The organism is Microcoleus sp. D2_18a_D3 (assembly GCF_036702455.1).
In the GTDB taxonomy this organism is placed as follows: Bacteria; Cyanobacteriota; Cyanobacteriia; order Cyanobacteriales; family Microcoleaceae; genus Microcoleus.
This window is the reverse complement of record NZ_JAUBTK010000015.1, coordinates 1-23,689: the sequence shown is the minus strand read 5'-3', so window position 1 is coordinate 23,689 and position 23,689 is coordinate 1. Positions and strand designations below refer to the sequence as shown.

General features: G+C 47.4%; 28 protein-coding genes and 1 tRNA gene. 19 read left to right on the top strand and 10 right to left on the bottom strand.

Annotated features, from left to right (window positions below; genetic code table 11):
* Positions 1-191: 191 nt before the first annotated feature.
* Positions 192-503, bottom strand: a complete 312-nt coding sequence (locus QUB06_RS09655) for a DUF6679 family protein (protein WP_015177146.1) — start codon at positions 501-503, stop codon at positions 192-194.
* Between the two features lie 1,055 nt (positions 504-1,558).
* Here QUB06_RS09655 and QUB06_RS09650 point away from each other — a divergent pair.
* The 6 genes from QUB06_RS09650 to QUB06_RS09625 all read left to right on the top strand — a co-directional run bounded on the left by QUB06_RS09650 (position 1,559) and on the right by QUB06_RS09625 (position 7,066).
* Positions 1,559-1,714, top strand: a complete 156-nt coding sequence (locus QUB06_RS09650) for a hypothetical protein (RefSeq protein WP_158307982.1) — start codon at positions 1,559-1,561, stop codon at positions 1,712-1,714.
* A 12-nt stretch (positions 1,715-1,726) separates the two neighbouring features.
* Positions 1,727-3,805: a CapA family protein gene (locus tag QUB06_RS09645; protein WP_333435103.1), complete on the top strand. Its 2,079-nt coding sequence runs from the start codon at positions 1,727-1,729 to the stop codon at positions 3,803-3,805.
* Between the two features lie 134 nt (positions 3,806-3,939).
* Positions 3,940-4,809, top strand: coding sequence for an aldose epimerase family protein (locus tag QUB06_RS09640; protein ID WP_445251370.1), 870 nt, complete (start codon positions 3,940-3,942; stop codon positions 4,807-4,809).
* A 67-nt stretch (positions 4,810-4,876) separates the two neighbouring features.
* Positions 4,877-4,948, top strand: a tRNA-Lys gene (locus QUB06_RS09635).
* A 193-nt stretch (positions 4,949-5,141) separates the two neighbouring features.
* Complete coding sequence (gene fba / locus QUB06_RS09630; protein WP_006633469.1) at positions 5,142-6,221, top strand: class II fructose-bisphosphate aldolase; 1,080 nt, start codon at positions 5,142-5,144, stop codon at positions 6,219-6,221.
* A gap of 206 nt (positions 6,222-6,427) precedes the next feature.
* The gene (locus QUB06_RS09625) at positions 6,428-7,066 is read left to right on the top strand and encodes a type I restriction enzyme HsdR N-terminal domain-containing protein (RefSeq protein WP_333435101.1); all 639 of its coding nucleotides are present in this window, start codon (positions 6,428-6,430) and stop codon (positions 7,064-7,066) included.
* On the opposite strand, the gene QUB06_RS09620 is transcribed toward QUB06_RS09625, so the two are convergent.
* Positions 7,040-8,440 (bottom strand): NB-ARC domain-containing protein, encoded by a 1,401-nt coding sequence (locus QUB06_RS09620; RefSeq protein WP_333435100.1) that lies wholly within the window; start codon positions 8,438-8,440, stop codon positions 7,040-7,042. The two genes, QUB06_RS09625 and QUB06_RS09620, sit on opposite strands and share 27 nt — an antisense overlap.
* Positions 8,441-8,645: 205 nt before the next feature.
* Between QUB06_RS09620 and QUB06_RS09615 the strand changes: the two genes are divergently transcribed.
* The 4 genes from QUB06_RS09615 (at position 8,646) to QUB06_RS09600 (ending at position 10,478) form a co-directional block, all read left to right on the top strand.
* On the top strand, positions 8,646-9,227 hold the full coding sequence (locus QUB06_RS09615) for an RNA polymerase subunit sigma-24 (RefSeq protein ID WP_333435099.1): 582 nt from the start codon (positions 8,646-8,648) through the stop codon (positions 9,225-9,227).
* A 67-nt stretch (positions 9,228-9,294) separates the two neighbouring features.
* Positions 9,295-9,639: a hypothetical protein gene (locus QUB06_RS09610; RefSeq protein ID WP_333036310.1), complete on the top strand. Its 345-nt coding sequence runs from the start codon at positions 9,295-9,297 to the stop codon at positions 9,637-9,639.
* A 235-nt stretch (positions 9,640-9,874) separates the two neighbouring features.
* A complete protein-coding gene (locus QUB06_RS09605; protein WP_333435098.1) occupies positions 9,875-10,201 on the top strand; it encodes a flavoredoxin in 327 nt (108 codons plus the stop codon).
* 16 nt (positions 10,202-10,217) lie between these two features.
* The gene (locus tag QUB06_RS09600) at positions 10,218-10,478 is read left to right on the top strand and encodes a hypothetical protein (protein ID WP_333435097.1); all 261 of its coding nucleotides are present in this window, start codon (positions 10,218-10,220) and stop codon (positions 10,476-10,478) included.
* 38 nt (positions 10,479-10,516) lie between these two features.
* Here QUB06_RS09600 and QUB06_RS09595 read toward each other — a convergent pair whose 3' ends face one another.
* Both QUB06_RS09595 and QUB06_RS09590 read right to left on the bottom strand, forming a co-directional pair.
* Positions 10,517-10,639 carry a hypothetical protein gene (locus QUB06_RS09595; RefSeq protein WP_333435096.1) on the bottom strand — a complete coding sequence of 41 codons (123 nt, stop codon included), beginning with the start codon at positions 10,637-10,639 and terminating at the stop codon, positions 10,517-10,519.
* 92 nt (positions 10,640-10,731) lie between these two features.
* Positions 10,732-11,433: an alpha/beta fold hydrolase gene (locus QUB06_RS09590; protein WP_333284003.1), complete on the bottom strand. Its 702-nt coding sequence runs from the start codon at positions 11,431-11,433 to the stop codon at positions 10,732-10,734.
* A 152-nt stretch (positions 11,434-11,585) separates the two neighbouring features.
* On the opposite strand from QUB06_RS09590, the gene QUB06_RS09585 reads away from it, so the two are divergent.
* Positions 11,586-12,065, top strand: a complete 480-nt coding sequence (locus tag QUB06_RS09585; RefSeq protein WP_006633478.1) for an NUDIX domain-containing protein — start codon at positions 11,586-11,588, stop codon at positions 12,063-12,065.
* Between the two features lie 644 nt (positions 12,066-12,709).
* Complete coding sequence (locus QUB06_RS09580) at positions 12,710-14,443, top strand: hypothetical protein (protein ID WP_333435095.1); 1,734 nt, start codon at positions 12,710-12,712, stop codon at positions 14,441-14,443.
* Positions 14,444-14,688: 245 nt separating this feature from the next.
* Here QUB06_RS09580 and QUB06_RS09575 read toward each other — a convergent pair whose 3' ends face one another.
* On the bottom strand, positions 14,689-15,426 hold the full coding sequence (locus tag QUB06_RS09575; protein ID WP_333143063.1) for a class I SAM-dependent methyltransferase: 738 nt from the start codon (positions 15,424-15,426) through the stop codon (positions 14,689-14,691).
* 7 nt (positions 15,427-15,433) lie between these two features.
* Positions 15,434-15,631, bottom strand: coding sequence for a hypothetical protein (locus QUB06_RS09570; RefSeq protein ID WP_006633481.1), 198 nt, complete (start codon positions 15,629-15,631; stop codon positions 15,434-15,436).
* An 18-nt stretch (positions 15,632-15,649) separates the two neighbouring features.
* Here QUB06_RS09570 and QUB06_RS09565 point away from each other — a divergent pair, with 18 nt between their 5' ends.
* Both QUB06_RS09565 and QUB06_RS09560 read left to right on the top strand, forming a co-directional pair.
* Positions 15,650-15,889, top strand: coding sequence for a hypothetical protein (locus QUB06_RS09565; RefSeq protein WP_333435094.1), 240 nt, complete (start codon positions 15,650-15,652; stop codon positions 15,887-15,889).
* A gap of 321 nt (positions 15,890-16,210) precedes the next feature.
* Positions 16,211-18,754, top strand: coding sequence for a mannose-1-phosphate guanyltransferase (locus tag QUB06_RS09560; RefSeq protein ID WP_333435093.1), 2,544 nt, complete (start codon positions 16,211-16,213; stop codon positions 18,752-18,754).
* Positions 18,755-18,796: 42 nt separating this feature from the next.
* Here the strand turns inward: QUB06_RS09560 and QUB06_RS09555 are convergent, their stop codons facing one another.
* On the bottom strand, positions 18,797-18,937 hold the full coding sequence (locus QUB06_RS09555) for a hypothetical protein (protein WP_333435092.1): 141 nt from the start codon (positions 18,935-18,937) through the stop codon (positions 18,797-18,799).
* 9 nt (positions 18,938-18,946) lie between these two features.
* Between QUB06_RS09555 and QUB06_RS09550 the strand changes: the two genes are divergently transcribed.
* A complete protein-coding gene (locus QUB06_RS09550; protein WP_333435091.1) occupies positions 18,947-19,504 on the top strand; it encodes a single-stranded DNA-binding protein in 558 nt (185 codons plus the stop codon).
* Positions 19,505-19,654: 150 nt separating this feature from the next.
* Here the strand turns inward: QUB06_RS09550 and QUB06_RS09545 are convergent, their stop codons facing one another.
* Entirely contained in the window at positions 19,655-20,002 is a 348-nt protein-coding gene (locus tag QUB06_RS09545) for a hypothetical protein (RefSeq protein WP_333435090.1), read from the bottom strand.
* Positions 20,003-20,279: 277 nt separating this feature from the next.
* Between QUB06_RS09545 and QUB06_RS09540 the strand changes: the two genes are divergently transcribed.
* Positions 20,280-20,414 carry a hypothetical protein gene (locus QUB06_RS09540; RefSeq protein ID WP_333435089.1) on the top strand — a complete coding sequence of 45 codons (135 nt, stop codon included), beginning with the start codon at positions 20,280-20,282 and terminating at the stop codon, positions 20,412-20,414.
* On the opposite strand, the gene QUB06_RS09535 is transcribed toward QUB06_RS09540, so the two are convergent.
* On the bottom strand, positions 20,399-20,632 hold the full coding sequence (locus tag QUB06_RS09535; RefSeq protein WP_333077960.1) for a hypothetical protein: 234 nt from the start codon (positions 20,630-20,632) through the stop codon (positions 20,399-20,401). The two genes, QUB06_RS09540 and QUB06_RS09535, sit on opposite strands and share 16 nt — an antisense overlap.
* Before the next feature lie 221 nt (positions 20,633-20,853).
* On the opposite strand from QUB06_RS09535, the gene QUB06_RS09530 reads away from it, so the two are divergent.
* Positions 20,854-21,075: a helix-turn-helix transcriptional regulator gene (locus QUB06_RS09530; RefSeq protein WP_333435088.1), complete on the top strand. Its 222-nt coding sequence runs from the start codon at positions 20,854-20,856 to the stop codon at positions 21,073-21,075.
* Between the two features lie 44 nt (positions 21,076-21,119).
* Here QUB06_RS09530 and lipB read toward each other — a convergent pair whose 3' ends face one another.
* Positions 21,120-21,800 carry a lipoyl(octanoyl) transferase LipB gene (gene lipB / locus QUB06_RS09525; protein ID WP_333435087.1) on the bottom strand — a complete coding sequence of 227 codons (681 nt, stop codon included), beginning with the start codon at positions 21,798-21,800 and terminating at the stop codon, positions 21,120-21,122.
* A gap of 152 nt (positions 21,801-21,952) precedes the next feature.
* Here lipB and hpf point away from each other — a divergent pair, with 152 nt between their 5' ends.
* Both hpf and QUB06_RS09515 read left to right on the top strand, forming a co-directional pair.
* Positions 21,953-22,606, top strand: coding sequence for a ribosome hibernation-promoting factor, HPF/YfiA family (gene hpf, locus QUB06_RS09520; RefSeq protein WP_333435086.1), 654 nt, complete (start codon positions 21,953-21,955; stop codon positions 22,604-22,606).
* 174 nt (positions 22,607-22,780) lie between these two features.
* Positions 22,781-23,419 (top strand): Uma2 family endonuclease, encoded by a 639-nt coding sequence (locus QUB06_RS09515; RefSeq protein WP_333143054.1) that lies wholly within the window; start codon positions 22,781-22,783, stop codon positions 23,417-23,419.
* Positions 23,420-23,689: the final 270 nt, after the last annotated feature.

Below are 23,689 nucleotides of genomic sequence, written 5' to 3'. Positions count from 1 at the left end.
GGGAGTAGGGGTTGGGCAGGAGATCCCGCCCTCAAGCTTAAATTTAAAGGCAAAATAGCTTATGTGGTCACAACCCAGAATATTTTCGGCCTCAACCGGGTTTTTTGCATAATAATTTCTCCACAAAAAAGGGAGAAAAGTAGTTTTCTTTTCCCCCAAGTTTTCCTTGTGCCTCAAGCGCGAGCTCAAAACTATTCCAAATTCGAGTCCGGGTAGTGATTGCGAATTTGTTCGGCTTCGGGACAATCGTCAGAAACTAGGGGTTCGCAGTTAGTTCGGGACACCGAAGCCAACTTCTGGGACACAGATCCAATACTTTCGAGACGTACCATTTCTTCCCATGAGCTGATTTCGTCTTCTTCGTCGGTTTCGTAGCGCAGCGTGACTAGATCCCCTTCAATATCTAGGATACGAGCGCGCTCTATCCAACGTTGCTGATCTCGAAGAAAAATAGAAACCTCACGACCATCACAACAGAGTTGATAGATTTTGCGCTGTAGCATTTGTCAGTTCTCCTGCGCAGTGTAACTTGCTTAAAATATGGTCTGTTTACCGTAACGTACTTTGGGTTTTACATCGGAAGGCACAGCCGTATGGACTGGCCAGTTTCACGTTTTCCGCAACTTTTGTACCGATGGGAGTTACCAAATTTGATTTTACCACCAAATCTATCGAGTACGCCATTTATCCAATTACAGGTTTTCCCGTCAGTGGCATCCCTCGTGAGAGGCATTTGCCAGCATAGATCGGAGCATTAGGACTTGACGACGGCACGCGATTAACAGCGACAATAACAACAGACTCTGCCTCAAAAATCTCGATCTCTTTTGCCTCAAGTCCCCCAGAAACCTCTGGTTTCGACGTTTGTTCGATCGCCCACTAACGCCGTCAAGGCTCAATCTCCAATCTCAAATCTCGAAACGAAAGCTTTAAAGCGACACTCAAACAGCGACAATAAAAACAGACTCTGCCTCAGATATCTCGCTCTCTTATGCCTCAATTCCCCCAGAAACCTCTTGTTTGGAGGTTATTTCTAGCCCCCAGTACCCACTCTGAACTCAATCTAAAATCTAAAATTTAAAATCGATTGTTCGATCGCCCACTAACGCCGTCAAGGCTCAATCTCCAATCTCAAATCTCGAAGCGAAAGCTCTAAAGCGACACTCAAACAGCGACAATAAAAACAGACTCTGCCTCAGAAATCTTCCTCTCTTCTGCCTCAAGTCCCCCAGACACCTTTTGTTTCGACTTTTGTTCTGACCCCGAGTACCCTGTGTGAACTCAATCTAAAATCTAAAATCTAAAATCTAAAATCGATTGTTCGATCGCCCACTAACGCCGTCAAGGCTCAATCTCAAATCTCAAATCTCCAAGCGAAAGCTCTAAAGCGACACTCAAACAGCGACAATAAAAACAGACTCTGCCTCAGATATCTCGCTCTCTTATGTCTCAATTCCCCCAGAAACCTCTTGTTGGGAGGTTATTTCTAGCCCCCAGTACCCCCTCTGAACTCAATCTAAAATCTAAAATCTAAAATTTAAAATCGATTGTTCGGAGTGTGATAAAAATCACTGACAGCAGGCAGCCCCTAAATGTAGAAAATGGTGGCGGCCAACAACTAGCTTCAAAACGGGCAGCGGAACCTGTGGCGGTTAAGCTAAAAGAATTGCGGTTCCGTTCAAAACAAATTGGAGTCATCGCTCGTGCGTATTAAGGAGGCTAATTGATGGTGTACGCAGAAAATTGGTCGCAGCCGTCTATCTTGGAGCTAGCGCGATCGGGCAACTTTCAAGCCCTGAATTACTGGATTGACAGCTTGCTGCGCCCCGAAGGGATTTATGCCCGCGTCGAACAGGCTCAGGCCGGCTGCGTCCAAATCCTCGTAGAATTCCAGCGCGAATTTGCGCCAGATACTACCTTACTGGGGAGCACTATCCGGGAAGGCTTAGTCAAATTTATTTGCCACCAACTCTGGAGACTCAACTCGCCAGCAGTAGAAGGAGTGCGAATTCACGCGCGCTTGGCTGGGGATGCAGACATTCTCTGGAAACAGTCAGTGCGAATTGTGACTCCGGCAAACCGCCAGCGGCGGCGTTACCGTTCCCTACCGGTTGTCGATTGGGTTAAATTTAAAACGTATCGTTCTCTGCTGCTAGTGGGATCGGCACTTGCCTCATTTATTTTAGGGTGTTGGGTCAGCTACCACGAGGCTGTGACACTGCAGTTAGGATCTCCAGTATCCGGCTACCAGCAAACTGCTGGAATTTCGGGGCCGCCTCCAAAACGTGCGGATACGGTGCAAGCGGCCTTAGAAGTGGTACCAGTAGTACAGCAAAAGCAAGTTGCTAATCCTTACGACCCAACAGTAACGCTGATGTTCGGAGGAAATGTGAATCTATCGGATGCGCTCGGAGCATCTGCTGCCAACGATCACCAATGGGCTTTCGCCAATATGGACGAGTACCGGCAAGCAGATGTGGCGATGGTTAACCTAGAAAACTCCCTGACTCGCTCTACATTGGGCTCTGGCAAAAAACAATTAAATTTTAAAGCCGATCCAGAAGCGGTGAAAGTATTAACAGCCGGAGGAGTGGATCTTGTCAATCTGGCAAATAGCCGCGCTATGGATTACGAGGAACCGGGGCTGGTGGAGACTATGAATACTCTAGATAATAGTGGGATTCAACACCTGGGAGCCGGCAGAGATATTAAAGAAGCGAGGCGTCCAGATATTATTGAAGTTAAGGGTCAGCGGATTGCCTACCTCGGTTATTACGATGCCGAGCTTAACGTCGCCGACCAAGGGAAAGCGGGCACTAATCCCCGCCGCAACAATCGCGTGGCAGAGGATATTCGAGCTCTTAGGGGTCAGGTAGACTGGATTATTGTTAATTACCACTGGGGAGTCGAATTGGCAGATTATCCGGGGGACTGGCAGATTGATTTGGCTCGGTTCACGATCGACCAAGGAGCTGATTTGGTAGTGGGACACCATCCCCAGGTACTGCAAGGTGCAGAAATTTACAAAGGCCGCCCGATAGTTTACTCGCTGGGTAATTTTATATTCGGCGGGAATGCTCGCAGGGATTACGATACCGCAGTCCTGAAAGTATCGCTCAAAGACAGGAATATGAAGGTAGAGTTTCTGCCTGTGGAGGTGAAAAAGTTTCAGCCGAAGGTGGTGAAGGGAGCAGCAGCAGATCGCATTCTCAAACGGGTCGAGCAAATTTCTAGTATTTTCGATCGACCGATGCCATCTTCTGTAGTTCTCGATTCCCTAGTCCAGCCAGGATCGGCATCAAAAACTCCAAATTCGACCTTGCCAGGAGCAGCCAAGAGCGGTACATACCAGCGCGGGCGAGGTTCCGGGGGAACTTCCGGTGAAAGCAATCAGCAAGGCCCCGGACAACCCAAACCTACTTTGATTTTGCCGGCTTTGCCGGCTGCGCCCCAACAGCCGGACAACTCCTCATTTTTCCCGAACGGGACGGGGCCTGCAATTGAATCAAACCCACCTCCGAATCAAAATTTGCCGCCGCGCATCTACCCCACTCAACCTCAAAATCCCAGCCGGGAACCAGAGCCGTTTACAAAAGAGCCATTCATCAAAGAGCCGTTTATTTCGCCCCCTTCTCCCAGTCAAGGAGCAGTGCCGAGTCCCCAAAGCTATCTTCCCCGAAATCGGGCTGTATCTTTTGAAGTCGCACTCAAAGGGCAGCCGACCTCAGCGATCGTTCCAGCTACCAGCAGCAACCGCTCCAAGCAGCGGATCGCCCTGCCTCCTATAGCTGGGAGCATTGGTTAGCCGGTGGGGGCCGGAGCGAGGATGCAGGGGGAGGATAGGGGCGGTAATGGGTGAACATCAACATACTAGCGACCAATTATTAACGATCGATTTACTGACAACCAATGATCAATGACCTACTACCGATGACAAATGTGTTTGCGATCGCGCTCAAGCAAAAGCAGTACAAAACCTATATCCTCTCCGACGAAACCGCTAACTCTACTCTAGAAGTTGTGCCGGAACGGGGCGGTATTGCCACTAGCTGGCTGGTTGAAGGCAAAGAAATCTTCTATTTGGACGCGGAACGGTTCGCCAATCCCGATCTAACTGTACGTGGCGGGATTCCCATCCTGTTTCCCATCTGCAGCAATCTCCCCGAGAATACTTACACGCACAAGGGAGTGGAGCGTAAGCTCAAACAGCACGGCTTTGCTCGCGACTTGCCTTGGAAAATAGGCGAACAAGTTACGGAGGGTTGCGCCGCTCTGACGCTGATTCTCGATAGCTGCGACAAGACGCTGGCTGTTTATCCCTTTGATTTCCAACTAGCCTTCACTTATCAGATTAAAGGCAATTCTTTGGAAATTTTTCAGCGATACACCAATCTGTCTGCCGAACCCATGCCGTTTTCTAGTGGTTTGCACCCCTACTTTTTGGCGACGGACAAATCTAAGCTCCGCTTTGAGATTCCGGGGATGCAGTACAGAGATCAGAACACCCACCAAAAGGGTTACTTCACTGGGGTTTTTGACCCGACGCTGGATGAAATTGATGTTTCCTTTGACGAGCTCACTGGTCTTGCTGCTACTGTTACTGACGCGGCGAGCGGCTTGCGGCTGACCGTCAGTTACAACTCCAGCTATGGGAAGTTGGTTTTCTGGATGGTGAAGGGCAAGGATTTTTACTGTTTGGAACCTTGGACTGCTCCTCGAAATGCCCTCAACACTGGCGAACACTTGATTTATTTGCCCCCCGGCGCGACTTGCGAGATGCTGGTTCGCATGACTGCAAATTTTATTTAAAAAACGCTTGCTATTTCAAATGAGGGGTGCTACTATTAGAAATTGTGTGCGGTAACAATGTTTTCGCGGGTCGCTAGCTCAGCGGTAGAGCATTCGGCTTTTAACCGATTGGTCTCGGGTTCAAATCCCGGGCGACCCATAAAAAATTTGTGAGTTAAGAATTTTGAGTTTTGAGCTGAATGCTCGGAACTCAAAATTTTGTTTTTTGAACTTTTTAGTAAATCTGGAAAGATAGTGCGCGATCGGTGGCAAATTGTCTTAATATTATCGTAAGAATTGAGCTTGTCCAAAATTCACTGCCCAAAAATCACAAATAATTAGGAGGAATATCTATGGCGCTTGTACCTATGCGATTGCTGCTCGACCACGCGGCTGAAAATGGTTACGGCCTACCGGCTTACAACGTCAACAACATGGAGCAAATCCAAGCGATCATGCGCGCTGCTGACGAAACCAACAGCCCTGTGATTCTGCAAGCTTCTCGCGGCGCTCGCTCCTACGCTGGCGAAAATTTCCTGCGCCACTTGATTTTGGCAGCAGTTGAAACCTATCCTCACATTCCCATTTCCATGCACCAAGACCACGGCAATGCCCCCGGCACTTGCTATTCTGCCATGCGCCAAGGTTTCACCAGCGTGATGATGGACGGTTCTCTGGAAGCGGATGCTAAGACTCCTGCTAGCTACGAGTACAATGTTCAAGTTACTCGCGATGTGGTGAATGTTGCTCATTCGATCGGCGTTAGCGTTGAAGGCGAACTGGGTTGCTTGGGTTCTCTGGAAACAGGAATGGGCGAAGCAGAAGACGGCCACGGCTTTGAAGGTGCGCTTTCTCACGATCAGTTGCTGACAGATCCTGAACAAGCTGTGGATTTCGTCGAGCAAACCGGCGTTGATGCTCTAGCAGTCGCGATCGGCACTTCTCACGGCGCTTACAAGTTCACTCGCAAGCCGACTGGCGAAATTTTGGCAATCAGCCGCATTGAAGAAATTCACCGCCGCTTGCCGAATACTCACTTGGTAATGCACGGTTCATCTTCTGTGCCCCAAGAATTGCTGGAAATCATCAACAGCAACGGCGGCAAAATCCGCGAAACCTACGGCGTACCTGTGGAAGAAATCCAAAAGGGCATCAAGTGCGGTGTTCGCAAGATCAATATCGATACTGACAACCGTTTGGCGATTACTGCTGCGGTGCGCGAAGCTTTGTTTGCGAAGCCTGATGAGTTTGACCCCCGCCACTTCTTGAAGCCGTCGATCAAGTATATGCAAAAGGTTTGTAGCGATCGCTATAATTCTTTTGGTTGCGCCGGTCACGGTACAAAGATTAAGCAAGTATCTTTGGATGATTTTGCAGCTAAGTATGCTAAGGGCGAATTGAGCTCCTCTGCTAAGAAGACTGTAGCTGTTTAAGAATTTTAGGTTTTAGATTTTAGTTTTGTCTGAAGTCTAAAGTTAGGATTGCCGGGTAGCTGTGGAGTTGCCCGGTTTTTGTTTTGGGACACAAACCAATAGAAGTGATATTGAAAACTGCGATCGCTATAGCAGTTTCCCTATTTTTGATTACAATGAAGCTAATTTTCCTTGGAAATTCAACCGTTTGAATCAAAGGTGAACAAATGGCAAAGGTTATTGCAGTTACAGAAGCTATTAAAAGCCTTGCTGAGGCTGAATCAAGGTTGAATTTGAGCCGAACTGAGGATGAGGCTTTTTTTACAGAGTGGCAAACTGAATTGCCAAGTCCCAGCGATTCTGAACAGACTGCTTTGGATACGCTACGACGCAGATTGCTGTATCATAGAGCCGATGGAGAGTTGTTAGAAGGGGCAGTGACATTGCTGGTGGCATCACCTTTGTTAGAATTGGCGGGATTCTACGATCCACCGTTTAGGATGAAGGCTGAAGCTGCGATCGAAATTGCGATCGATGATGGGGAAGAAACGCTGCGCGGACGAATTGATATCTTGATTTTGCAGAATCAGCTTTGGGTAATGGTTTTGGAGTGTAAGAAGACTACGATTTCCACGCGATCGGCATTACCCCAAGCATTAGCATACATGATGGCAAATCCTGATTTGGATAAACCGAGATTTGGTATGTTGACGAATGGCGATGATGTGTTGTTTGTGAAACTCAGGGCTCAACCTACACCCGAATACGGGTTATCGCGGGCATTTTCGATTTATACTGTGCGAAGTGAATTGCGATCGGCTTTTCAAGTCTTGAAGCATTTAGGGCAAGGCATCACGGCCGTCTAAGTTACGGTGAAGGTATTGCCTTAGTACAGGTGAAATCGTGTAAAAATTTGCTTGTTGTTCTATCAAGCAGCGCCGCGATAGAGATTGCAGCGCATTTAGCAAATCTGAAGCCGGAATTATCTCATTTTCTAGCAATTTTGCCCGGTTGATTGGCTGGCTTTCTTTCGCCAACAAGGAGATTACTTGTTTTTCTAGTTCGGATAGGCGATCGAACTGCTGCTGTAAAACATCTTTCAAATCTGCTGGCAACAATATGGTATCATTTGGTAATAACTCTGTCACGCCTCCTCCTAAGTCTTGAATCAGAGTCGCCACGCTTTTTAACCATAGGGGGTTGCCTTGGTAGCGATGAATGAGTGTTTCGTAGTTATCGATTTCTTCTAACCCATAATCTCTGAGTATTTCCCGTCCGGCTGCAATTTCTAAACCTTTGAGTTGTAAGGTACGAATGGCAGTATTTGGGTTTTTAACTTGAGTCACTTCTCTGGGTTGTTCCCAACCGACTAACATCAAGCAGCTTTGATGGGATAATTTTTCTATTTGTTTAAATAAAGTGCGATATTCTTCGCATTCAGGTTTGTATTTCCCTGCAAATTCCCCGCTACAGAAAAGGTTGTGAACGTCATCTAAGACTATTAAACAGCGATGGTTTTGTAAATACTTAATCAGCGGTAAGCGTTTCTGGTTGGTTGGGGATGAATCTTGTTTTTCTGAATTTGAAAAAAGCTGTATTAGGTTAGATTGAAATTTATCTATGGTGGGGCATTCGTCTAGTGTGTACCAAACTGCGTACTCAAACTCGTCTTTAATTTGTTGTACGAGTTGCACTGCTAGGGTGGTTTTGCCGATACCACTGATGCCGGTGAGGGTTATGAGCCGGCTGTGTTGTTGTAGAATCCATGTGGTGAGGGTTTGGAGTTCGGGGGTGCGATCGAAGAAATCACCCAAATCTGGCATTTCGCTTAAATCTTGATGCGAAGTTTTAGTTGGTTTTGGGTTAGATATTTCCTCATTTGGTGGGTGTGAGTTTGGTATATTTGGCGGGTGTCTACCTTCTCCACAGGTGTTAAAACTACCTTTCACTACAATGTCTTGTGCAAAGTTTAAAATATTAGAGTTTTGCAACCTCTCCATTGTGGAGCGAAAATTTGTTTTACTGACATCTTCCCCTAACTCCTCTGAAAGTATCTGCCATAATTCCGAGCCGATTTCCCTGATGCGACTTTCAGAACAGTTAAAATCTTTAGCTATTTCTTTGTATGTCTCGCGTTGTAGAGTTCCCCGCAGTACCGCTTCCTGTAAATCGTCAAGGTGCTGACCTGTTTTCTCCAAAACTATGCGATCGGCGACATTTAACATTTCTTTAAGATTCATCTGGCAGGGAGATGCGAGAGTTTTGTGTATTGTAGCTCACAACTGCCAACATTTTCGTACATTTTCGTACATTGTTGTACAAACTTAGATTAAAGTTAAAGTAAAAGCGAGGGAGAATTGGCGGCAAAATAGAACTTTTTTGGGCTAGACAAACGTTGAATTTATTAAGGATAATGGAACAAGTATTACAAGGATAAATTGATTTATGAATTGGGAAGATTTGGCCAGTAAAGCAGGTGAAGAAGTGGTAGAAAATGTTGTAGAAAAAACTACGGGAATTAATGGAAATACAGTCAAAACAGTCAAAGCGGTTGCAGAAACTGGTGCTGCGGTAGGTGCGGCTGCCAGTGCTGCTACAGGGTTGACTGTTGCAGCAACTTCAGGAGCAGGAATTACTTCTGGTCTAGCAGCAGCAGGTGGTGTGGTTGGTGGTGGTATGGCGGCGGCTCCTGCGGTATTAGCAGCAGGCCCTGCTTATCTGGGGGCAAAAATAATGAATGAAACTTTGTTCAAAGAGCAATCGAACTTGTCTGAGGAAGAGAATGATGCTCGTGCAGCGGCAAGAACAGCTACAAACATTGGGGCTGCTGCTGGTCTAGTTGGTGCTGGTGCTGTAACGGTAGCTGGCGGTGCTTCTGGTGCTGCAATTATGGGCACCCTTGCGGGTATCGGTGGTGTTGTCGGGGGAGGCGCAATTGCTGGTACTGCCATAGTTGCTGCTGCGCCTGTTGCTGCGGCGGCTGCTGTTGGATACGGAATATATAAACTGTTTGGAGGTAAAGGGTAAAGATAGTTAGTTCAGTTTGACTTTGAAGGTCTAATTAATCTGAAGTTTAGCGGAGCACTTAATTATTATGGATGAGATAGTCAATAAGTTAGCTGGTCTAGGAGTTGCTGGTTTAGTCTTAGTTGGGCTTGTTGCAACCTCTTCTTATGCAGGAGCCGTAGCAATTACAACTTCGTTAGCTTTTTTAGGTGGTCCTTTTGGCATGATTGGGGGCGCAGTTGCTCTCACCTTGATTGCAGGCGTTTCAAGCATGATTGCAAAGGTTGGGGTTGAGACTCTAGCAAAGGCTGTAGTTCAAAAGCTTAAGGAGAGTGGCAGATCGGAGAGTTCTATCATTCAAGAAATCAATAATTTTCCAATGATTACTCAAGGTCTACGTTCCCAACTACGTGAATATGTCCGCCTAGTATAAAAGGAATAAGTGTGATTGCTGCTCTCCATTAGTGCGATCGCCTTTTTTTGTAGGTTGGGTTGACGCTTGTGTCATCCCAACCTCTTTTTCTACGTACAATCTTATCCATTGCCACCATTTAAAAGTGCGCTGATTGCACGGAGGGCGATGCTTGAGTTAAAAAAAGATCGATCGCCCTATGGACAAAGATTTCTGCTAAAGTATAGCGCGTACTTAAATCAAACAGCCTACACTTGTGGAAAGAATTCCAAACGAGGCTTTAGTAGTTCGTGGCGGTCGTAATCGCCCAGAAGATATTAAACGCAGTACGGCAACTCACCCCAGCGGCATCACGGGAATTTCTGTAGAATGTGCAGTAGGATTATCTGTAGCAGAGTTAGCAGTGACAATCCCTCATGGACAAGTTGGTGTGACGACAGTAGGCGAGGTTCGATCGTCCGATGGAGATGTTATCCGTACTTCTGGCCGGAGCCCAAATCATGCAACATTAACTGGCTTAACACCAGAAAAAGCAAGTCTGCTGCTGACACCAACGATTCCTAATCCATCACAACAATCATAGTGAGTTGAGCAAAAATATGAAATATCCCAGAATCTTTGCAGACTTTCATAATGCGGATGAACAAAGTCGCCTTCGCCTAAATTGCGTTGGTACGATTGAAGATTTGAGTCGCCAAAATATTAAGTTGGAAGATGGCAAATTTTTAGCCTTGTATGACGAAGAGTTAGAAGTCGATGGCGTAGTGCAATATTCAGAAGAGGAAAGTCTTTGGGTTGCAGTAATTGATTGGAAGCAAATTAGGCAGGTAGAGGATATGCTTGTTCAAGCAACAGTCTAGTGCGATCGCTAGCTAAATGCGGGTATCAAGTAAAAGTTTTATTCTAAAACTTGCCATAGTTCGGCGACAGGAGCAATTAAATCTCCTAATATTTCACCGCTTCCTTTCATTGTGCCAAACAGGGGGCGTGGGGTTTGGGTAGTGGCAGGATAGATAATCACTAATGGTTTCCCTTCATGGATGATGGTGAGGGGGGTTTTGGTACGTTCCCTTAAACCTTCTGCTTCTTCCTTCGCCTCTTCGCGCTTCGTTTCTAACGCAAATATTCAATCCAAGTCGGCAAAACCTCCGGCGAACCGTACCACTTCCCCGGAGAACGAGGCGAATGCCAAACTCCCTCCAACACCAAATTTTCTGCCCCGTCCAAAACAGCAGCTTCCACCGGCGTAATTCCATCTCCCCAAGTTTCGCCCTTCCCCACTGTCAACTCGTAACTTTTATAAGCCAGCCAAGTCCCTAAACCGCGCTTGCCAAAAACAGCCTTCCCAGCAGCGCACACGTAGCGCACTTGCGGGTGAAAAGCCCCCGGATAGTGAATTTTGACAAAATCTAGATTTTTGCGCGTCCAGCGCTCTTGAGAGACGTGCGGCGTGCCTAAAGTGATTAAAGTATTCACATAAGGGTGAGCTTCCCACAAACCCGCGTCCTCAAGCACGTCGCCGTGAATGGTGTAAGGCTTTTCCCCCAAATAGATGCGAGAAATCCAGCCGCCGGCGGAATGACCGACGAGATTGATCTGGGGAACGCCGTATTGCTGTAACATTTGTTTGACTGTGCGATCGAGCTGTCGCAAAATTGGCACCATCGACCGCCCGCCAAAAGTCGGCAACCAATCTCCCTTGCCCAGAGGCACTGTTACTGTTGGGAAACCTCGATCGACCAGAGACTTTTCTAATTCGCGATAGTCGGAAGCAGCAGCAAAATATCCTGGTAAAATCACGGTTGGTAATGGCATTGTCAATTTTAGATTTTAGATTTTAGATTTTAGATTTTGCGGCCGGAGTGGTACGATCTGTTTTTCAAGTTCAAAGACACTTGCCGAAGCATCCTTTGGATTCCTAACATCTGCCGCTCGTTTAACCTTTTGCTTAGGGAATATCTACTTCTATGGCTCGCGAGCCGATTCAAACATGGTATTTTACCCTAGTTGTCGTTCACTTAGAAGACCGTTTTCTACTGGTACAAGAGCGCAAGTACGAGCAGCAGTGGTATCTCCCAGCAGGGCGAGTGGAAAAAGGGGAGACTTTGCTCGAAGCTGCTATGCGTAATACCCTTGAGGAAGCGGGCATTTCCATCATCGTTGAGGGAATTCTCAGGGTAGAGCACACAGTGATGCCTAGGGGCAATGTGCGCCTCCGAGTCATTTTTGTGGCTCGTCCGCAAGATAAGACGCCGCCCAAGAGTAAGCCGGATGAGCATACTTTGTGCGCTGGCTGGTATTCTCTCAAGGAATTAGACCAGTTGTCTCTACGGGGAGAGGAAGTTCGAGAAATGTTTCAATATATGGCCAGCGGCGCTCCAATTTATCCCATCGACTTGCTCACCATCGAGGGAGCTCCTTTTAAAAATTACCGCTATCGCTGGTGAATCTGTCGATTTTGGATTTTCGATTTTGGATTTTCGATTTTCGACTTCGGCGTGAGTGCGATCGCCCTTACCAGAAAGAATTGGTTTAAAGCCCCAAGCCGTATCGGGAGAAATTAAAATCCGACTATTCATTACTCCAATCCTCGGACTTCCAGGTAGAGGTCGCCCCGCGTGCGGTCAACTGTCAACTGTCAACTGTCAACTGAAGATTTTAGATTTACTTGCAGCGCAGTGAATCAGGGAGCAGGAACTTTAATTTACAATTTTTAGAATCGACCCTGACGCTAGTGTCGCGGGCTTGTACTCATTTTGGGGCGGGCCCACCGAGGGGCTGCGGGCTGGGCTGACAGCCACTCGATCAGTTTTTTTGATGGCGTAACCGAATTGGAAACGCCGATCCATCGAACTTGTCGATCGTGTTTAATAAATTTGGTTCAGTTTCGGGCCCATGAATTTTCATCAAGGTCGATCGGGCAACTTCGAGGGCGATCGTGCTAAAATTATACCTTTGAATTCCCAACCTCTCCTCATTAAAACGAATTTACACTCAATCACAACCACAACAATATAAATTACCAATCCCCCAATAACTCAATCTCGCAATCCCCCAATCTAAAATCTAAAATCTAAAATCTAAAATTTAAATGACTGACTCTTCCTCCCTAGCCAACACCCTTTCCGAACCGCTGCGCCAGCCTTTTTGGTGGGCAGCCCTAGCTTCTGTCGGCCTTCACGGAGTCCTCGGAGCAACCGCCCCGACGCTCTCAAACATACTTTATGGTGGAAATTCCTCAAAAAATATCCCCGGTTCTGTCGGCTTAGTAGAACTAACTCCCGCAGAAGCCGGCCGCCTGCCACAAACCATACCACCGAAACCGTCTAATACGCCGTTTACGCCATTTTCGATCGCACCAGTTCCCCTTCGGCCAGCGCCCAAGTTAGCCCCGCCCTTTCCCCCCGCACCTGATACCATCAACTTGCCCGCCATGCCGCCGGGAATGCCGCCTCCTGGATTCTTTTCCCCTCTCCCTCCTTCCCCTCTCCCGCCCTTCACGGCCCCAACAGCCCCGCCACCTCCCACAACTCCATCCCCAACAGTCAGAGCCCCCTCGCAGCCAATACCCACTTTCGTCCCACCCGTACCTCCCAGCGGTTTGCTTTTCCCGCCCTTACCTGGTAATTTCGATCCCAATATCCCGCCACCACCCTCGCTGCCAGAACCGCCCCAGCTTCCCGGCGGCGGCTCGGAAGATGAAGCAGAGGCGCTCAAAAAGATCATAGCCAGTAGAGGCGGACTCCCACTATTTCCAGACGGAGCTCCAGTCTTTACCCCGGAATTCCCAATTGGCAGGAATGTGGGACCCGATGGAGTACCAAAATTGACTCAAAAAGATCCCAATAAAAGGAATCTCATCGCAGAAACTCCCGAAGAAAGAATCAGGAGACAACAATTTGAAGAGGGACAGCGACAGCTAGGACAGTCCGGCCAACCGGGTTCAAACTTACCCACCGACAGAGAGACACTGCTGGCGGCTGGAGAGACCTATGTTGCTTTGTTTGATAAATTCAAAAAGGCTTATCCTGACTTGGAAACGACGGGCCCGACTCCTGTGCCTGTCCCTTATCCCGTAACAGCTTGCTCGCAAAAACTCCAAGGAAGAGCAGTTTTTGGAGCAGTTGTCAGCCCTCAAGGCTTGCTCAAGGCCGAGCCACAGCCGATCGTCCCCACGGGTTACGGTATTCTCGATAATGCGGCTAAAATTGCGATTATTAGCCCTTCTCTAACATTTGAAGCAGCCAGCACGCACAAGCTTTACCAACTGACTGTCGAGTTTAAGTACGACGAAAAACTTTGTAGTGGCATTCCTCTCACCCCAACCAGGCCCAACCCACCAGGCCAGTCGCAGCCTGCGCCCGCGCCGACAGCGCCCAGCAGACCAACAGGCCAGCCACCTTCCCCAGCGCCTACTGAAGTGAAACCGCAGGTTGAGAACCCGCCGGCCCCGTCGAACAAACCGCAGCCCGGGGCCAAACCGTCGCCGTCGGCACCCAAGCCTGCTGCTAAACCGTCGCCCTCGCCTGAACCGAAACCAGCCGCGGAACAGTCGCCTTCTCCTCAACCGCAACCCGCCGAAGAGTCCCCGCAGCCGGAAGCTGCGCCATCTCCTGCCGCCGAAGAGTCTCCGCAGCCGGAAGCTGCGCCATCTCCTGCCGCCGAAGAGTCTCCGCAGCCCGAAGCTGCGCCATCTCCTGCCCCGGAAGTGTCGCCATCGCCGGAAGCAGCGCCATCTCCTGCCCCGGAAGTGTCGCCATCTCCTGGCCCGGAAGTGTCGCCGTCGCCGGAAGCAGCGCCATCTCCTGCGGCTACCGAAAATTAATTGGGCATCGGTAATTGGCAATTTGTATGGGAATGGGTAATATCCAATCTGCTTGCTTCACTATTGTGAGTTAGTAGTTAGTAGGGTGGGTCAGCTTGAATATTGGTTGCTTTTCAAACTAATTTCTACGGGCTGACGCACCCTACTTTATCTACTAAGAATCAAGTTGTTTTTCGTCCGCCCGACTCTGCTTTGGACGATTGAAGTTTTGACTACAAAGCTAATTATCTATTCCCCTTAACCTCTCAATTGTATTCAACTTTATACATTTGAAATAAGTCGCCACTTTGCTTTTTTACTACCTTAGCGCCCGCAGCTTTAATCATTTTTTCCCAATCTTCTATTGTCTCTAAAAATACTTCTCCGGCTCGATAAGTTTCCAAAATAGCCCAATCTTCTGCTAAAGGAGCGTTGGGGTTGAGGACATCAAAAACAAAATGACCGCCCGGTTTTAATACCCGCTTTACTTCTCCCATGACAATACTCCAATAGTCTATGGGATAGTAACAGCTAAAGCCTGTAGCGAGGCATAAATCGAACTGAGCCTCCTCGTAATTTAACTGGTGAGCGGGGGCCCATTCTACGCCTTTGAACAGCTTAGAATTGAGCTGAGGGCCGCGAGCGTTTAAGGCATCTCGCGCTGCGCTGCTGATTTCTTGACCGTAAAAATATGCTTCCCAATCCCGCCAAGGGTAGATGAGAAAGCTGACTCCGCAGCCAATGTCTAAACAGCGCTGATTTTTTTGAGGTTTGGCAATTTTCCAGAAGGGAGAAACTGTTTTTGCTTGGAGAGTTCCTGCAACTGATTCTAGGAAAATCGGCATTGCTTCGACTTCTTCGGGTAAAGCGAAAGCTTCTCCTCGGTATTCGCGATCGAATCGAGAAGCGACTTGCGACAGTAAAACTTGCCAGCTATCTGATTTTCCTTTAGCAAACCAAGTCTGCTCCTGACCCGCTACTGGGCGATCGGACTTTTTAGACATTCTTGAATTACCTTTTAGAAGCTTTGAGAGCTTTTGTAAAGTTTTGGCGGTAAGGCTTATTAAAAATTAACGCGGGCCAGAGCAGCGAGAGCTTCAGGCGATTTGTAAAACTTCTGTCGAAGTTAGTGCGATCGAAACCATTCCAAAATTTCCAAATACCGCCACCGTAAGCGATCAGCAATGCCAAGCTAATTAACGTACTCATTTAAAAAACCCCTAAGCAATGGATAGGATTTTGGGTCAGCTAGTCACAGCGCTACCCTTAATCTATCATTTATCAGACGCCAAGGCGCACCCGATAGCCGTAGTAATTCCACCTTCAGAAAGAGACTTCAAAATCCCCGCTTGCCACAAACTTAAAAATAACACCCCCGAAATAGCTTTCACCCAGCAAGCAAGAAGGGACTTCTGCCAAAAGTCGATCGTTCTGAGGACTTATACCATTTTAGATGGAAGAATTTAAGAATTAAAGAATTGGGAATGACTGATGAGATAAGGGTTTAGAGCACGGGCCTACAGTTGCATTCTTTTTTTTTAACTGGTATTACCCAACATCCCCTACAAATCCGAGCTCGACCGGGGGATTGGTGCGATGTCGCAAGTTCTAATTCGGTTGAAATCGGTTGCTGTTGGGGGACGGCCTGGCCGAACGGGATTTCACAGACGTGTCACTACTCAAAGATAATTAACTAAGAACTGATAGCTCGCGGCCGACGAATTACAGCAGGCAAACTTTTTCTAGCGGACAATGGCGGTAGAGAGCTTTCTAAGCAAGGAGGATTTTATGCGTGCAGTGCTGATGGCTGGGGGATCGGGAACGAGGCTCAGACCCCTGACGTGCGATTTGCCCAAACCGATGGTGCCGATTCTTAATCGCCCGATCGCAGAACACATTATTAATTTGCTAAAAAGGCATCAGATTACGGAAATTATTGCGACGCTGCACTACCTTCCCGATGTCATGCGCGAATATTTTACTGACGGGGCAGAGTTTGGCGTTCAAATGACTTACGCTGTGGAGGAAGACCAACCGCTGGGTACGGCTGGTTGCGTCAAAAATATTGCTGAATTGCTCGATCGAACTTTTCTGGTCATCAGCGGCGACAGCATCACAGACTTCGACTTAACCGCAGCGATCAAATTTCACCGCAGTCAGCAATCCAAAGCCACGTTAATTTTAACTCGCGTTCCCAACCCGATGGAATTCGGGGTCGTGATTACCGAGGAAAATTACCGCATCAGTCGCTTTCTGGAAAAGCCTTCTAGCAGCGAAATTTTCTCCGATACTATCAATACCGGCATTTATATTTTAGAACCCGAAGTCTTGGATTACCTGCCGACACATCAGGAGTGCGACTTCTCCAAAGACTTGTTTCCCCTGCTACTGGAAAAAAACGAGCCGATGTACGGCTACATCGCCGAAGGTTACTGGTGCGATGTCGGCCAGCTAGATGTTTACCGGGAATCTCAGTACGACGCGCTGCGGGGAAAGGTCAAACTGGATTTGAGCTACTACAACGAAGTTCGATCGGGAGTTTGGGTAGGTCAGAATACTTTTATTGACGATAGCGCGATCGTCGAAGTACCGGCCATGATCGGCAACAATTGCCGAATTGGAGCCCGAGTTAAAATCGATGCCGGTACAGTGATCGGAGATAACGTGACAGTCGGGGCCGATGCCAACCTCAAACGTCCCATCGTCTGGAACGGAGCAATTGTCGGCGAAGACGCTCATCTTAGGGCCTGCGTGATTTGCCGGAGCACCCGCGTAGACAGGCGCGCCCACGTCCTAGAAGGTGCTGTCGTCGGTTCAATGTCCATCGTGGGAGAAGAAGCACAAGTGGGGCCAAGCGTGCGCGTCTGGCCGAGCAAAAATATTGAATCCGGCGCTCTGTTAAATCAAAATTTAATTTGGGGAGAACAAGCTAAGCGGAATTTGTTCGGTCAGCGTGGCGTTCAAGGACTGGCAAATGTGGATGTTACCCCGGAATTTGCCGTGAAATTGGGCGCGGCTTATGGCTCGACTTTGAAACCCGGGACTGCGGTATCGGTTTCTCGTGACCAGCGGAGCATTTCGCGGATGGTTTCGAGGTCTTTGATTGCGGGTTTGATGTCGGTGGGAATTAATGTGATTAATTTGGAATCGACGGCAATTCCGATCGCGCGCACGGTTTCGTCTACGATATCAATTGCCGGCGGCATTCACGTTCGCATTTCGCCCGATCGCTCCGACCACATTTTAATTGAATTCTTCGATATCAAAGGCATCAATATTACTAAAGGAGCTGAGAAAAAAATCGAGGGGGCTTATTTTAAGGAAGATTTGCGCCGAGCTCTAATTCCCGAAATTGGAGAGATGACGTACTTTAACCAAGCTCTCGATGTTTACAACCGCATTTTTGAGCGGCAGATGAATGTTGAGGCAATACGCTACAGCAATACTAAGGTGGTAATCGATTACGTTTACGCGGTTTCTGGAGCAATTTTGCCCCAAATGCTTGCCAAGTTCGGCTGCGATGCGGTGGTGCTCAATGCTAGTCTCAAGCAGACTTCTCTAAGCAACGGGGAACGGGAATATTTGCTCGACCAACTCGGCCGGGTGGTGAAAGCACTCAGCGCTAATTTTGGAGTGCAGGTATCGGCTAACGGCGAACAGCTCATTTTGGTAGATGAGTCTGGGATAGCGATTCGCGGGGAAATGCTGACGGCGTTGATGGTAAATTTGATGCTGACTTCTCATCCCAAAGGTACAGTAGTAGTGCCGGTGCATGCGTCTTCTGCAGTGGAGGCGATCGCCCGACGCTATCAAAGCAAGGTAATCCGCACGAAGGCGAACCCAACTGCTTTGATGGAAGCCGCTAACAGGAACCCGAATGTGGTTTTGGGTGGCAGCGGCCTTATGGGTTTTATTTTCCCGCAGTTGCATCCCGGATTTGACGGAATGTTCTGCATTGCTAAAGTGATAGAAATGATGACGATTCAGGAGCGATCGCTCGGACAGATCAAGGCGGAACTTCCCCGCATCACCCACCGCAGTTACAGCGTCCGCTGTCCTTGGACTATCAAGGGTTCGCTGATGCGGCATTTAGTAGAAACTCATTCGCCCGATCGTTTAGAATTATTAGATGGAGTGAAGATTTTTAACTACAGCGACGACAATTGGGTATTAGTTTTACCCGATGCTAGTGAACCGACCGTTCATATCTTCGCCAACAGTGAGGATCGAGATTGGGTATCTGAAACGTTGAAGGAGTACCGCGCCCTCGTTCACGATTTTGTCAGTCAAGCCGAGGCGGCGGTTCTCCAAGATAAATTTGGTCACGTGTAATCCGTCATCGGTGACAACTAATAGCGATCGGGCGCAGAAAAATCAGTAATTACCAATTACCCATTGGCAATTGGCAATTCCCCAAAGCAAGACGCCCAAGTCATCGGTACACGGATAGCTATTTTTCCTTCTTCCTTCTTCCTTCTTCCGTCTTCCTTCTTCTTCCAATTCCCAATTACGCACAGAGAACAGATGAATAGCTGCATTTTGATGGCGGAAATAATTCAACAACCGCAACTCCGTTATACTCCTGACAATCAACTTCAAATCGCTGAGATGTTGGTGCAGTTTCCCGGCCCAAAACCCGAAGATCCGCCCGAACATTTGAAAGTGATAGGATGGGGAAATTTTGCTCAAGAAATTCACGAGAAATATCACGAGGGCGATCGCGTGATTATTGAGGGGCGGCTGAGCATGAATACGATCGAAAGAGATGGTATTAAAGAAAAGCGCGCTGAACTGACAGCTCAAAGGATTTACAGTGTCGGGGCTGATGCAATGAGTTCGGCTCCTGCTGCTAGAACCGCCCCCGAACCGGCTCAAATTCGCGACAGCGCCCCGGCTAATGTGCCGAGCAATGTAGTACCTTTAGGCTCGCGGAACCGCAGTTCTAACAGCGCTCCAGGCGGCGCTAACCGCACGTCTAGTTCGGATTGGAACTCGCATCAATCTTCAAATTCTGAGTCCGATCGCCAGTCGGGTTCCTCTAACGAACCGGAAAATCCCGATTACGATCCGATTCCATTTTAAAAATTAGGGTGCATCACTTTACAACTGAACTGTTCGATCGAAAGTGACGCACCTTAATTTAAGAGCGATCGCACTTCAGCAAAAAAAGGGCGATCCTCTTCGAGGGCTGCGCTAAGGAATTTGGCTGAACTACGAGCTAAATTGCAAATTTTACAGCTTGATCGTCACAACTTTTTTCTTGCTTTTTTCGTCGCGCAGCACGACGGTATTGTAGGGTGATGTATCCGTCCCCAGCGGAATTGGCAGCTTAAAGCTGCTGCTCTTATGCTTAAGTTCGCCTAAATCAATGCTTTTCGTTATATTGCCATCTGTTGCCAGATAAGCGGTAAGTTCGCCTTTATAATCTTCAATCAAAAAGTCTTTGAAGAAAAGGACTTCCCCAGCACCCTCGACATCGATACCAAGGATGACCGTACCGCTAAACGTTGCGCCTTTTTCTTCTTCATCAACCGTCGCCATTTTAATTTCCGAGGGGTCTTGACCGGACATATCTGGCATAAATTTTTTCTCCTGAACTGAGCGCAATAATTAACAAGAAGCTTACCTGACGCTAGGGGCGATCGCAAAACTCTTAGGACGTATTTCTGCATCGGTCTTGCTTCTCTCTAAGGTTATAGAAGCCGACGATCGCGCATTTTACCACCAATTACTCTCAATTTTTGAGTCAGTAAGTACAGACCGTTAAAATTTTCTATTTTAGAATACCCCCAAGTCTCGCAAACACCGCCGCGTTAATTCGATTCGATATTTAGCATCCTTAGTCTGGAGTTTTTAAGTGATTGGGTGGAGAATTAAGCCTGATGTTTTTGATTATTTAAGAGCGATCGCACTTGGGGAAAGGAAGCGCGATCGCTCTTTTTTTGAGGTAAAAGAAAGGGCGATCGCCCTTAAAGATTATTCTTTCCAGTAACGGGTCAAAATCCGCATTACTTCACCTGCTAGAGGGGACGGTAAAGGCGGACTCCATTCCCCAACTTCTGCAAAACCCAAGACGTGAAGTAAATTGATGATGCTTTCCACTCCTTTGGGAATGCCGCAAATCAACAATCGGATCGGTTGCTTTCCGATGGGTGCGTCGGGAATTTCTTCGCGCAGGAGTTCGGGAACTGACTTTGGCTGTGATATCATGAGTTTTAACTACAAAATAGTCGGATAGCGATCGCCCTTGAGTTTTCGAGGCCAAGGGGCGATCGCTTTTCCGTTTGTACATCCTCAGCATAGTTCATTCGCTGCTGCAAGTCAAGCGATACGACAAAAAATATTGCCGATACGGCAAAACAAGTGTTAGTGAAGGTTGCAGGATGCTAACATCACCTTGCAAAGTCCTGGCTAGTAGTTGAGCACCCGCAGTGATCCGTTGGAAATTGGCAGTTGTGATGGCCGATCGCAATATCAGCAATAAAGAATTGGCTACTTTAGTTGGGATGCACCCAACATCTGTTTCTAAAATCAAAACCCGCCGCCGGCTTACAAGAATTGATGAAACAACTCTTGATGCTTTGTGCAAAGCACTAAACTGCCAACCGGGAGATTTAATGGTGTATGAGGAAGACAATGGCGATCGCACTTAAAACACCGACTGCGATCGAATGTGTAAGGTTGACAGCGACGCACCCTACACATTCGATCGCACAATTTCCACTGCAAAAACGCGAGCAAACTCAGCGACAAGGATCGATCGCACTCGATCGACCTCAATTCCGGGGATAAACTGCTCTAAACTGCCAACAGGTCGATCGGGAATTCCGCAAGGTACAATTTGCCCAAAACCGGCCAGATCCGGACAAACATTTAAAGCAAAACCGTGCATCGTAATCCAGCGGCTGACTTTAATCCCGATCGCACCTACCTTGCACCCATCCACCCAAACCCCAGTCATACCGGGAACCCGCGAACCCTTCAACCCCAAAACTTCCAGCACCCCCAGCAGCACTTCCTCCAACTGCCGCAAATACCAGTGCAAATCAGGCTGGTGACGGCGCAAATTTAAAATCGGATAGCCCACCAATTGGCCCGGACAGTGGTAAGTCACCTCGCCGCCCCGCTCAACTCGGTGCAGTTCCGGCAGAGTTTGGCTTGGGTCAAATTTCAGAAATTCCAACTTTGCTCCCATTCCCAAAGTGTAAACCGGCGGGTGTTCCAGCAAAATCAGGACATCTGGCAAATCTGGCTTGTCGCGGCGTTCTTGCACAAGTTTTTGCTGGATTTCCCAAGCTTGGGAGTAGGGAACTTGTCCCCAATCGAGGAGCAAGCAGGGTTGTGCATTTAACTGTTGAGGGATGAGAGGAGAAATCATGCAAAAAAGTCAATAGTGTTATTACGGAATATTGGCGCAGTTTAAATCAAGAATTGTCAACATATAATAAAAGATTTGGAAGATAAGTGTTTTCGAGAATACATAGTGCTACTGTATAAAATATACCGAAGTTACAGAAGGGAGGGAGCTCTATGAAGCTTGTTATCCAGGGTAAAAATATAGAAATCACCGATGCGATTCGCGAGTACGTCAATCAAAAGGTTGAAAAGGCAGTTAGCCATTTTCAAAATTTGACTACAGAAGTGGACATACATCTATCGGTGGCTCGTAATCCCAGGATCAATCCTAAGCAGACTGCTGAGGTGACAATTTATGCTAACGGCAGCGTTATTCGGGCTGAAGAAAGCACGGAAAGCCTGTATGCCAGCATCGATTTGGTTGCCGACAAGATAGCTCGTCAACTGCGGAAATTTAAGGAAAAACGCCACGACAACAAGACCCACAGTAGTGTTAAAACGGTTACGGCAGTTGAAGAACATCCTGTAGTAGCGGATCTAATTGGCGATCGAACTCCCGAACTTCCTGCTGAGGTGGTACGGACTAAGTATTTTGCCATGCCTCCAATGACTGTGCAACAAGCTTTGGAACAATTGCAGATTATCGATCACGATTTCTATATGTTCCGTAATTCGGAAACAGGCGAAATTAACGTACTCTACGAACGCAAGACTCACGGTGGCTATGGAGTTATCCAACCCCGCCACAGCAACGGTAACGGTAATAGCAAAAATGGCAAAACTGCCGAAAGCGCTACATCTGAAAAATCGAGTGTTGCGAAAAGCTAGATAATTGCTGAGTGCTAATTGTTAATGGCTGCAAGTCGTTAGCAAAAAAGGACTAAAGTCCTTACTACGAACCACGAGTTTTTAGTAAGGACTTTAGTCCTTTCTTGGTTTTTAAGATAATGATTCGTAGTCACGACTTGCGTGATATTTCCTAGAGAAAATGGATGAACAATTATGCTATTGGAGTTAAGACAATTAAAGATTCAGCCTGGTCAGCAATTACTGGTTGAGGATGTTAACTGGCAACAATTTGAAAGTATTCTGGCGGAATTAGGAGAACGTCGTGCTTCCCGACTTTCTTATAGTAACGGACGGTTAGAAATTATGGTTCCTCTGCCCGAACATGAAAAAGCCAAAGAAATTATTGGCGACATGGTAAAAATTTTGTTGGAAACACGACAAATAGCATTTGAGTCGTTAGGTTCCACAACGTTGAAAAATGAACGCATGAGTCAGGCTGTAGAACCGGATACCTGTTTTTACATTCAAAATCAAGCAGCCGTTATAGGTAAAAATCGCCTTGATATGAGTGTTGATCCGCCCCCAGACTTAGCTATAGAAATTGATCTCACCTCTCGCACGCAGTTGGATAATTATCAAATTCTAGGAGTGCCGGAACTTTGGCGATACGCACGGCGAGGGCTACAAATCAACGTCTTGCAAGCCGAACAATATATTGAGTCTGATGTTAGTCCTACTTTCCCCAATATCCCGATTGTCGAACTGGTGAATCAGTACACTCAGCAGAGCCAAGTTGCTGGCAGAACCAGCGCTATTCAAGCTTTTAAAAATTGGGTACGGGAAAATCTCTAGTCTGAGAATTTCAGTTCTCACTAAAAACCGTTAGTTCGCAGTCAGGAATTTAGTTTTTTCTAGGACTTACGCATTGACAAAATAACCAAATAGTGCATTGATAAAGAGGGAACGTCTACTAACGGGTATCAGACAATCAGAAAAATAACTAAAACCTCGACAGCGCAATGCAATCTAGACATTTACACCTTATTAGGACTTACGCATTGACAAAATAACCAAATAGTGCATTGATAAAGAGGGAACGTCTACTAACGGGTATCAGACAAT

Bases quoted from the DNA above. Each gene is read 5' to 3' on its own strand.
- QUB06_RS09645 (WP_333435103.1), top strand. From the start codon at position 1,727: ATGGTGTACGCAGAAAATTGGTCGCAGCCGTCTATCTTGGAGCTAGCG.
- QUB06_RS09655 (WP_015177146.1), bottom strand. From the start codon at position 503: ATGCTACAGCGCAAAATCTATCAACTCTGTTGTGATGGTCGTGAGGTT.
- hpf (WP_333435086.1), top strand. From the start codon at position 21,953: ATGAAGCTTGTTATCCAGGGTAAAAATATAGAAATCACCGATGCGATT.
- QUB06_RS09570 (WP_006633481.1), bottom strand. From the start codon at position 15,631: ATGAGTACGTTAATTAGCTTGGCATTGCTGATCGCTTACGGTGGCGGT.
- QUB06_RS09610 (WP_333036310.1), top strand. From the start codon at position 9,295: ATGGATGAGATAGTCAATAAGTTAGCTGGTCTAGGAGTTGCTGGTTTA.
- QUB06_RS09515 (WP_333143054.1), top strand. From the start codon at position 22,781: ATGCTATTGGAGTTAAGACAATTAAAGATTCAGCCTGGTCAGCAATTA.
- fba (WP_006633469.1), top strand. From the start codon at position 5,142: ATGGCGCTTGTACCTATGCGATTGCTGCTCGACCACGCGGCTGAAAAT.
- QUB06_RS09600 (WP_333435097.1), top strand. From the start codon at position 10,218: ATGAAATATCCCAGAATCTTTGCAGACTTTCATAATGCGGATGAACAA.
- QUB06_RS09545 (WP_333435090.1), bottom strand. From the start codon at position 20,002: ATGCCAGATATGTCCGGTCAAGACCCCTCGGAAATTAAAATGGCGACG.
- QUB06_RS09575 (WP_333143063.1), bottom strand. From the start codon at position 15,426: ATGTCTAAAAAGTCCGATCGCCCAGTAGCGGGTCAGGAGCAGACTTGG.
- QUB06_RS09585 (WP_006633478.1), top strand. From the start codon at position 11,586: ATGGCTCGCGAGCCGATTCAAACATGGTATTTTACCCTAGTTGTCGTT.
- QUB06_RS09580 (WP_333435095.1), top strand. From the start codon at position 12,710: ATGACTGACTCTTCCTCCCTAGCCAACACCCTTTCCGAACCGCTGCGC.
- QUB06_RS09565 (WP_333435094.1), top strand. From the start codon at position 15,650: ATGGATAGGATTTTGGGTCAGCTAGTCACAGCGCTACCCTTAATCTAT.
- QUB06_RS09550 (WP_333435091.1), top strand. From the start codon at position 18,947: ATGAATAGCTGCATTTTGATGGCGGAAATAATTCAACAACCGCAACTC.
- QUB06_RS09620 (WP_333435100.1), bottom strand. From the start codon at position 8,440: ATGAATCTTAAAGAAATGTTAAATGTCGCCGATCGCATAGTTTTGGAG.
- QUB06_RS09535 (WP_333077960.1), bottom strand. From the start codon at position 20,632: ATGATATCACAGCCAAAGTCAGTTCCCGAACTCCTGCGCGAAGAAATT.
- QUB06_RS09625 (WP_333435101.1), top strand. From the start codon at position 6,428: ATGGCAAAGGTTATTGCAGTTACAGAAGCTATTAAAAGCCTTGCTGAG.
- lipB (WP_333435087.1), bottom strand. From the start codon at position 21,800: ATGATTTCTCCTCTCATCCCTCAACAGTTAAATGCACAACCCTGCTTG.
- QUB06_RS09560 (WP_333435093.1), top strand. From the start codon at position 16,211: ATGCGTGCAGTGCTGATGGCTGGGGGATCGGGAACGAGGCTCAGACCC.
- QUB06_RS09590 (WP_333284003.1), bottom strand. From the start codon at position 11,433: ATGCCATTACCAACCGTGATTTTACCAGGATATTTTGCTGCTGCTTCC.
- QUB06_RS09615 (WP_333435099.1), top strand. From the start codon at position 8,646: ATGAATTGGGAAGATTTGGCCAGTAAAGCAGGTGAAGAAGTGGTAGAA.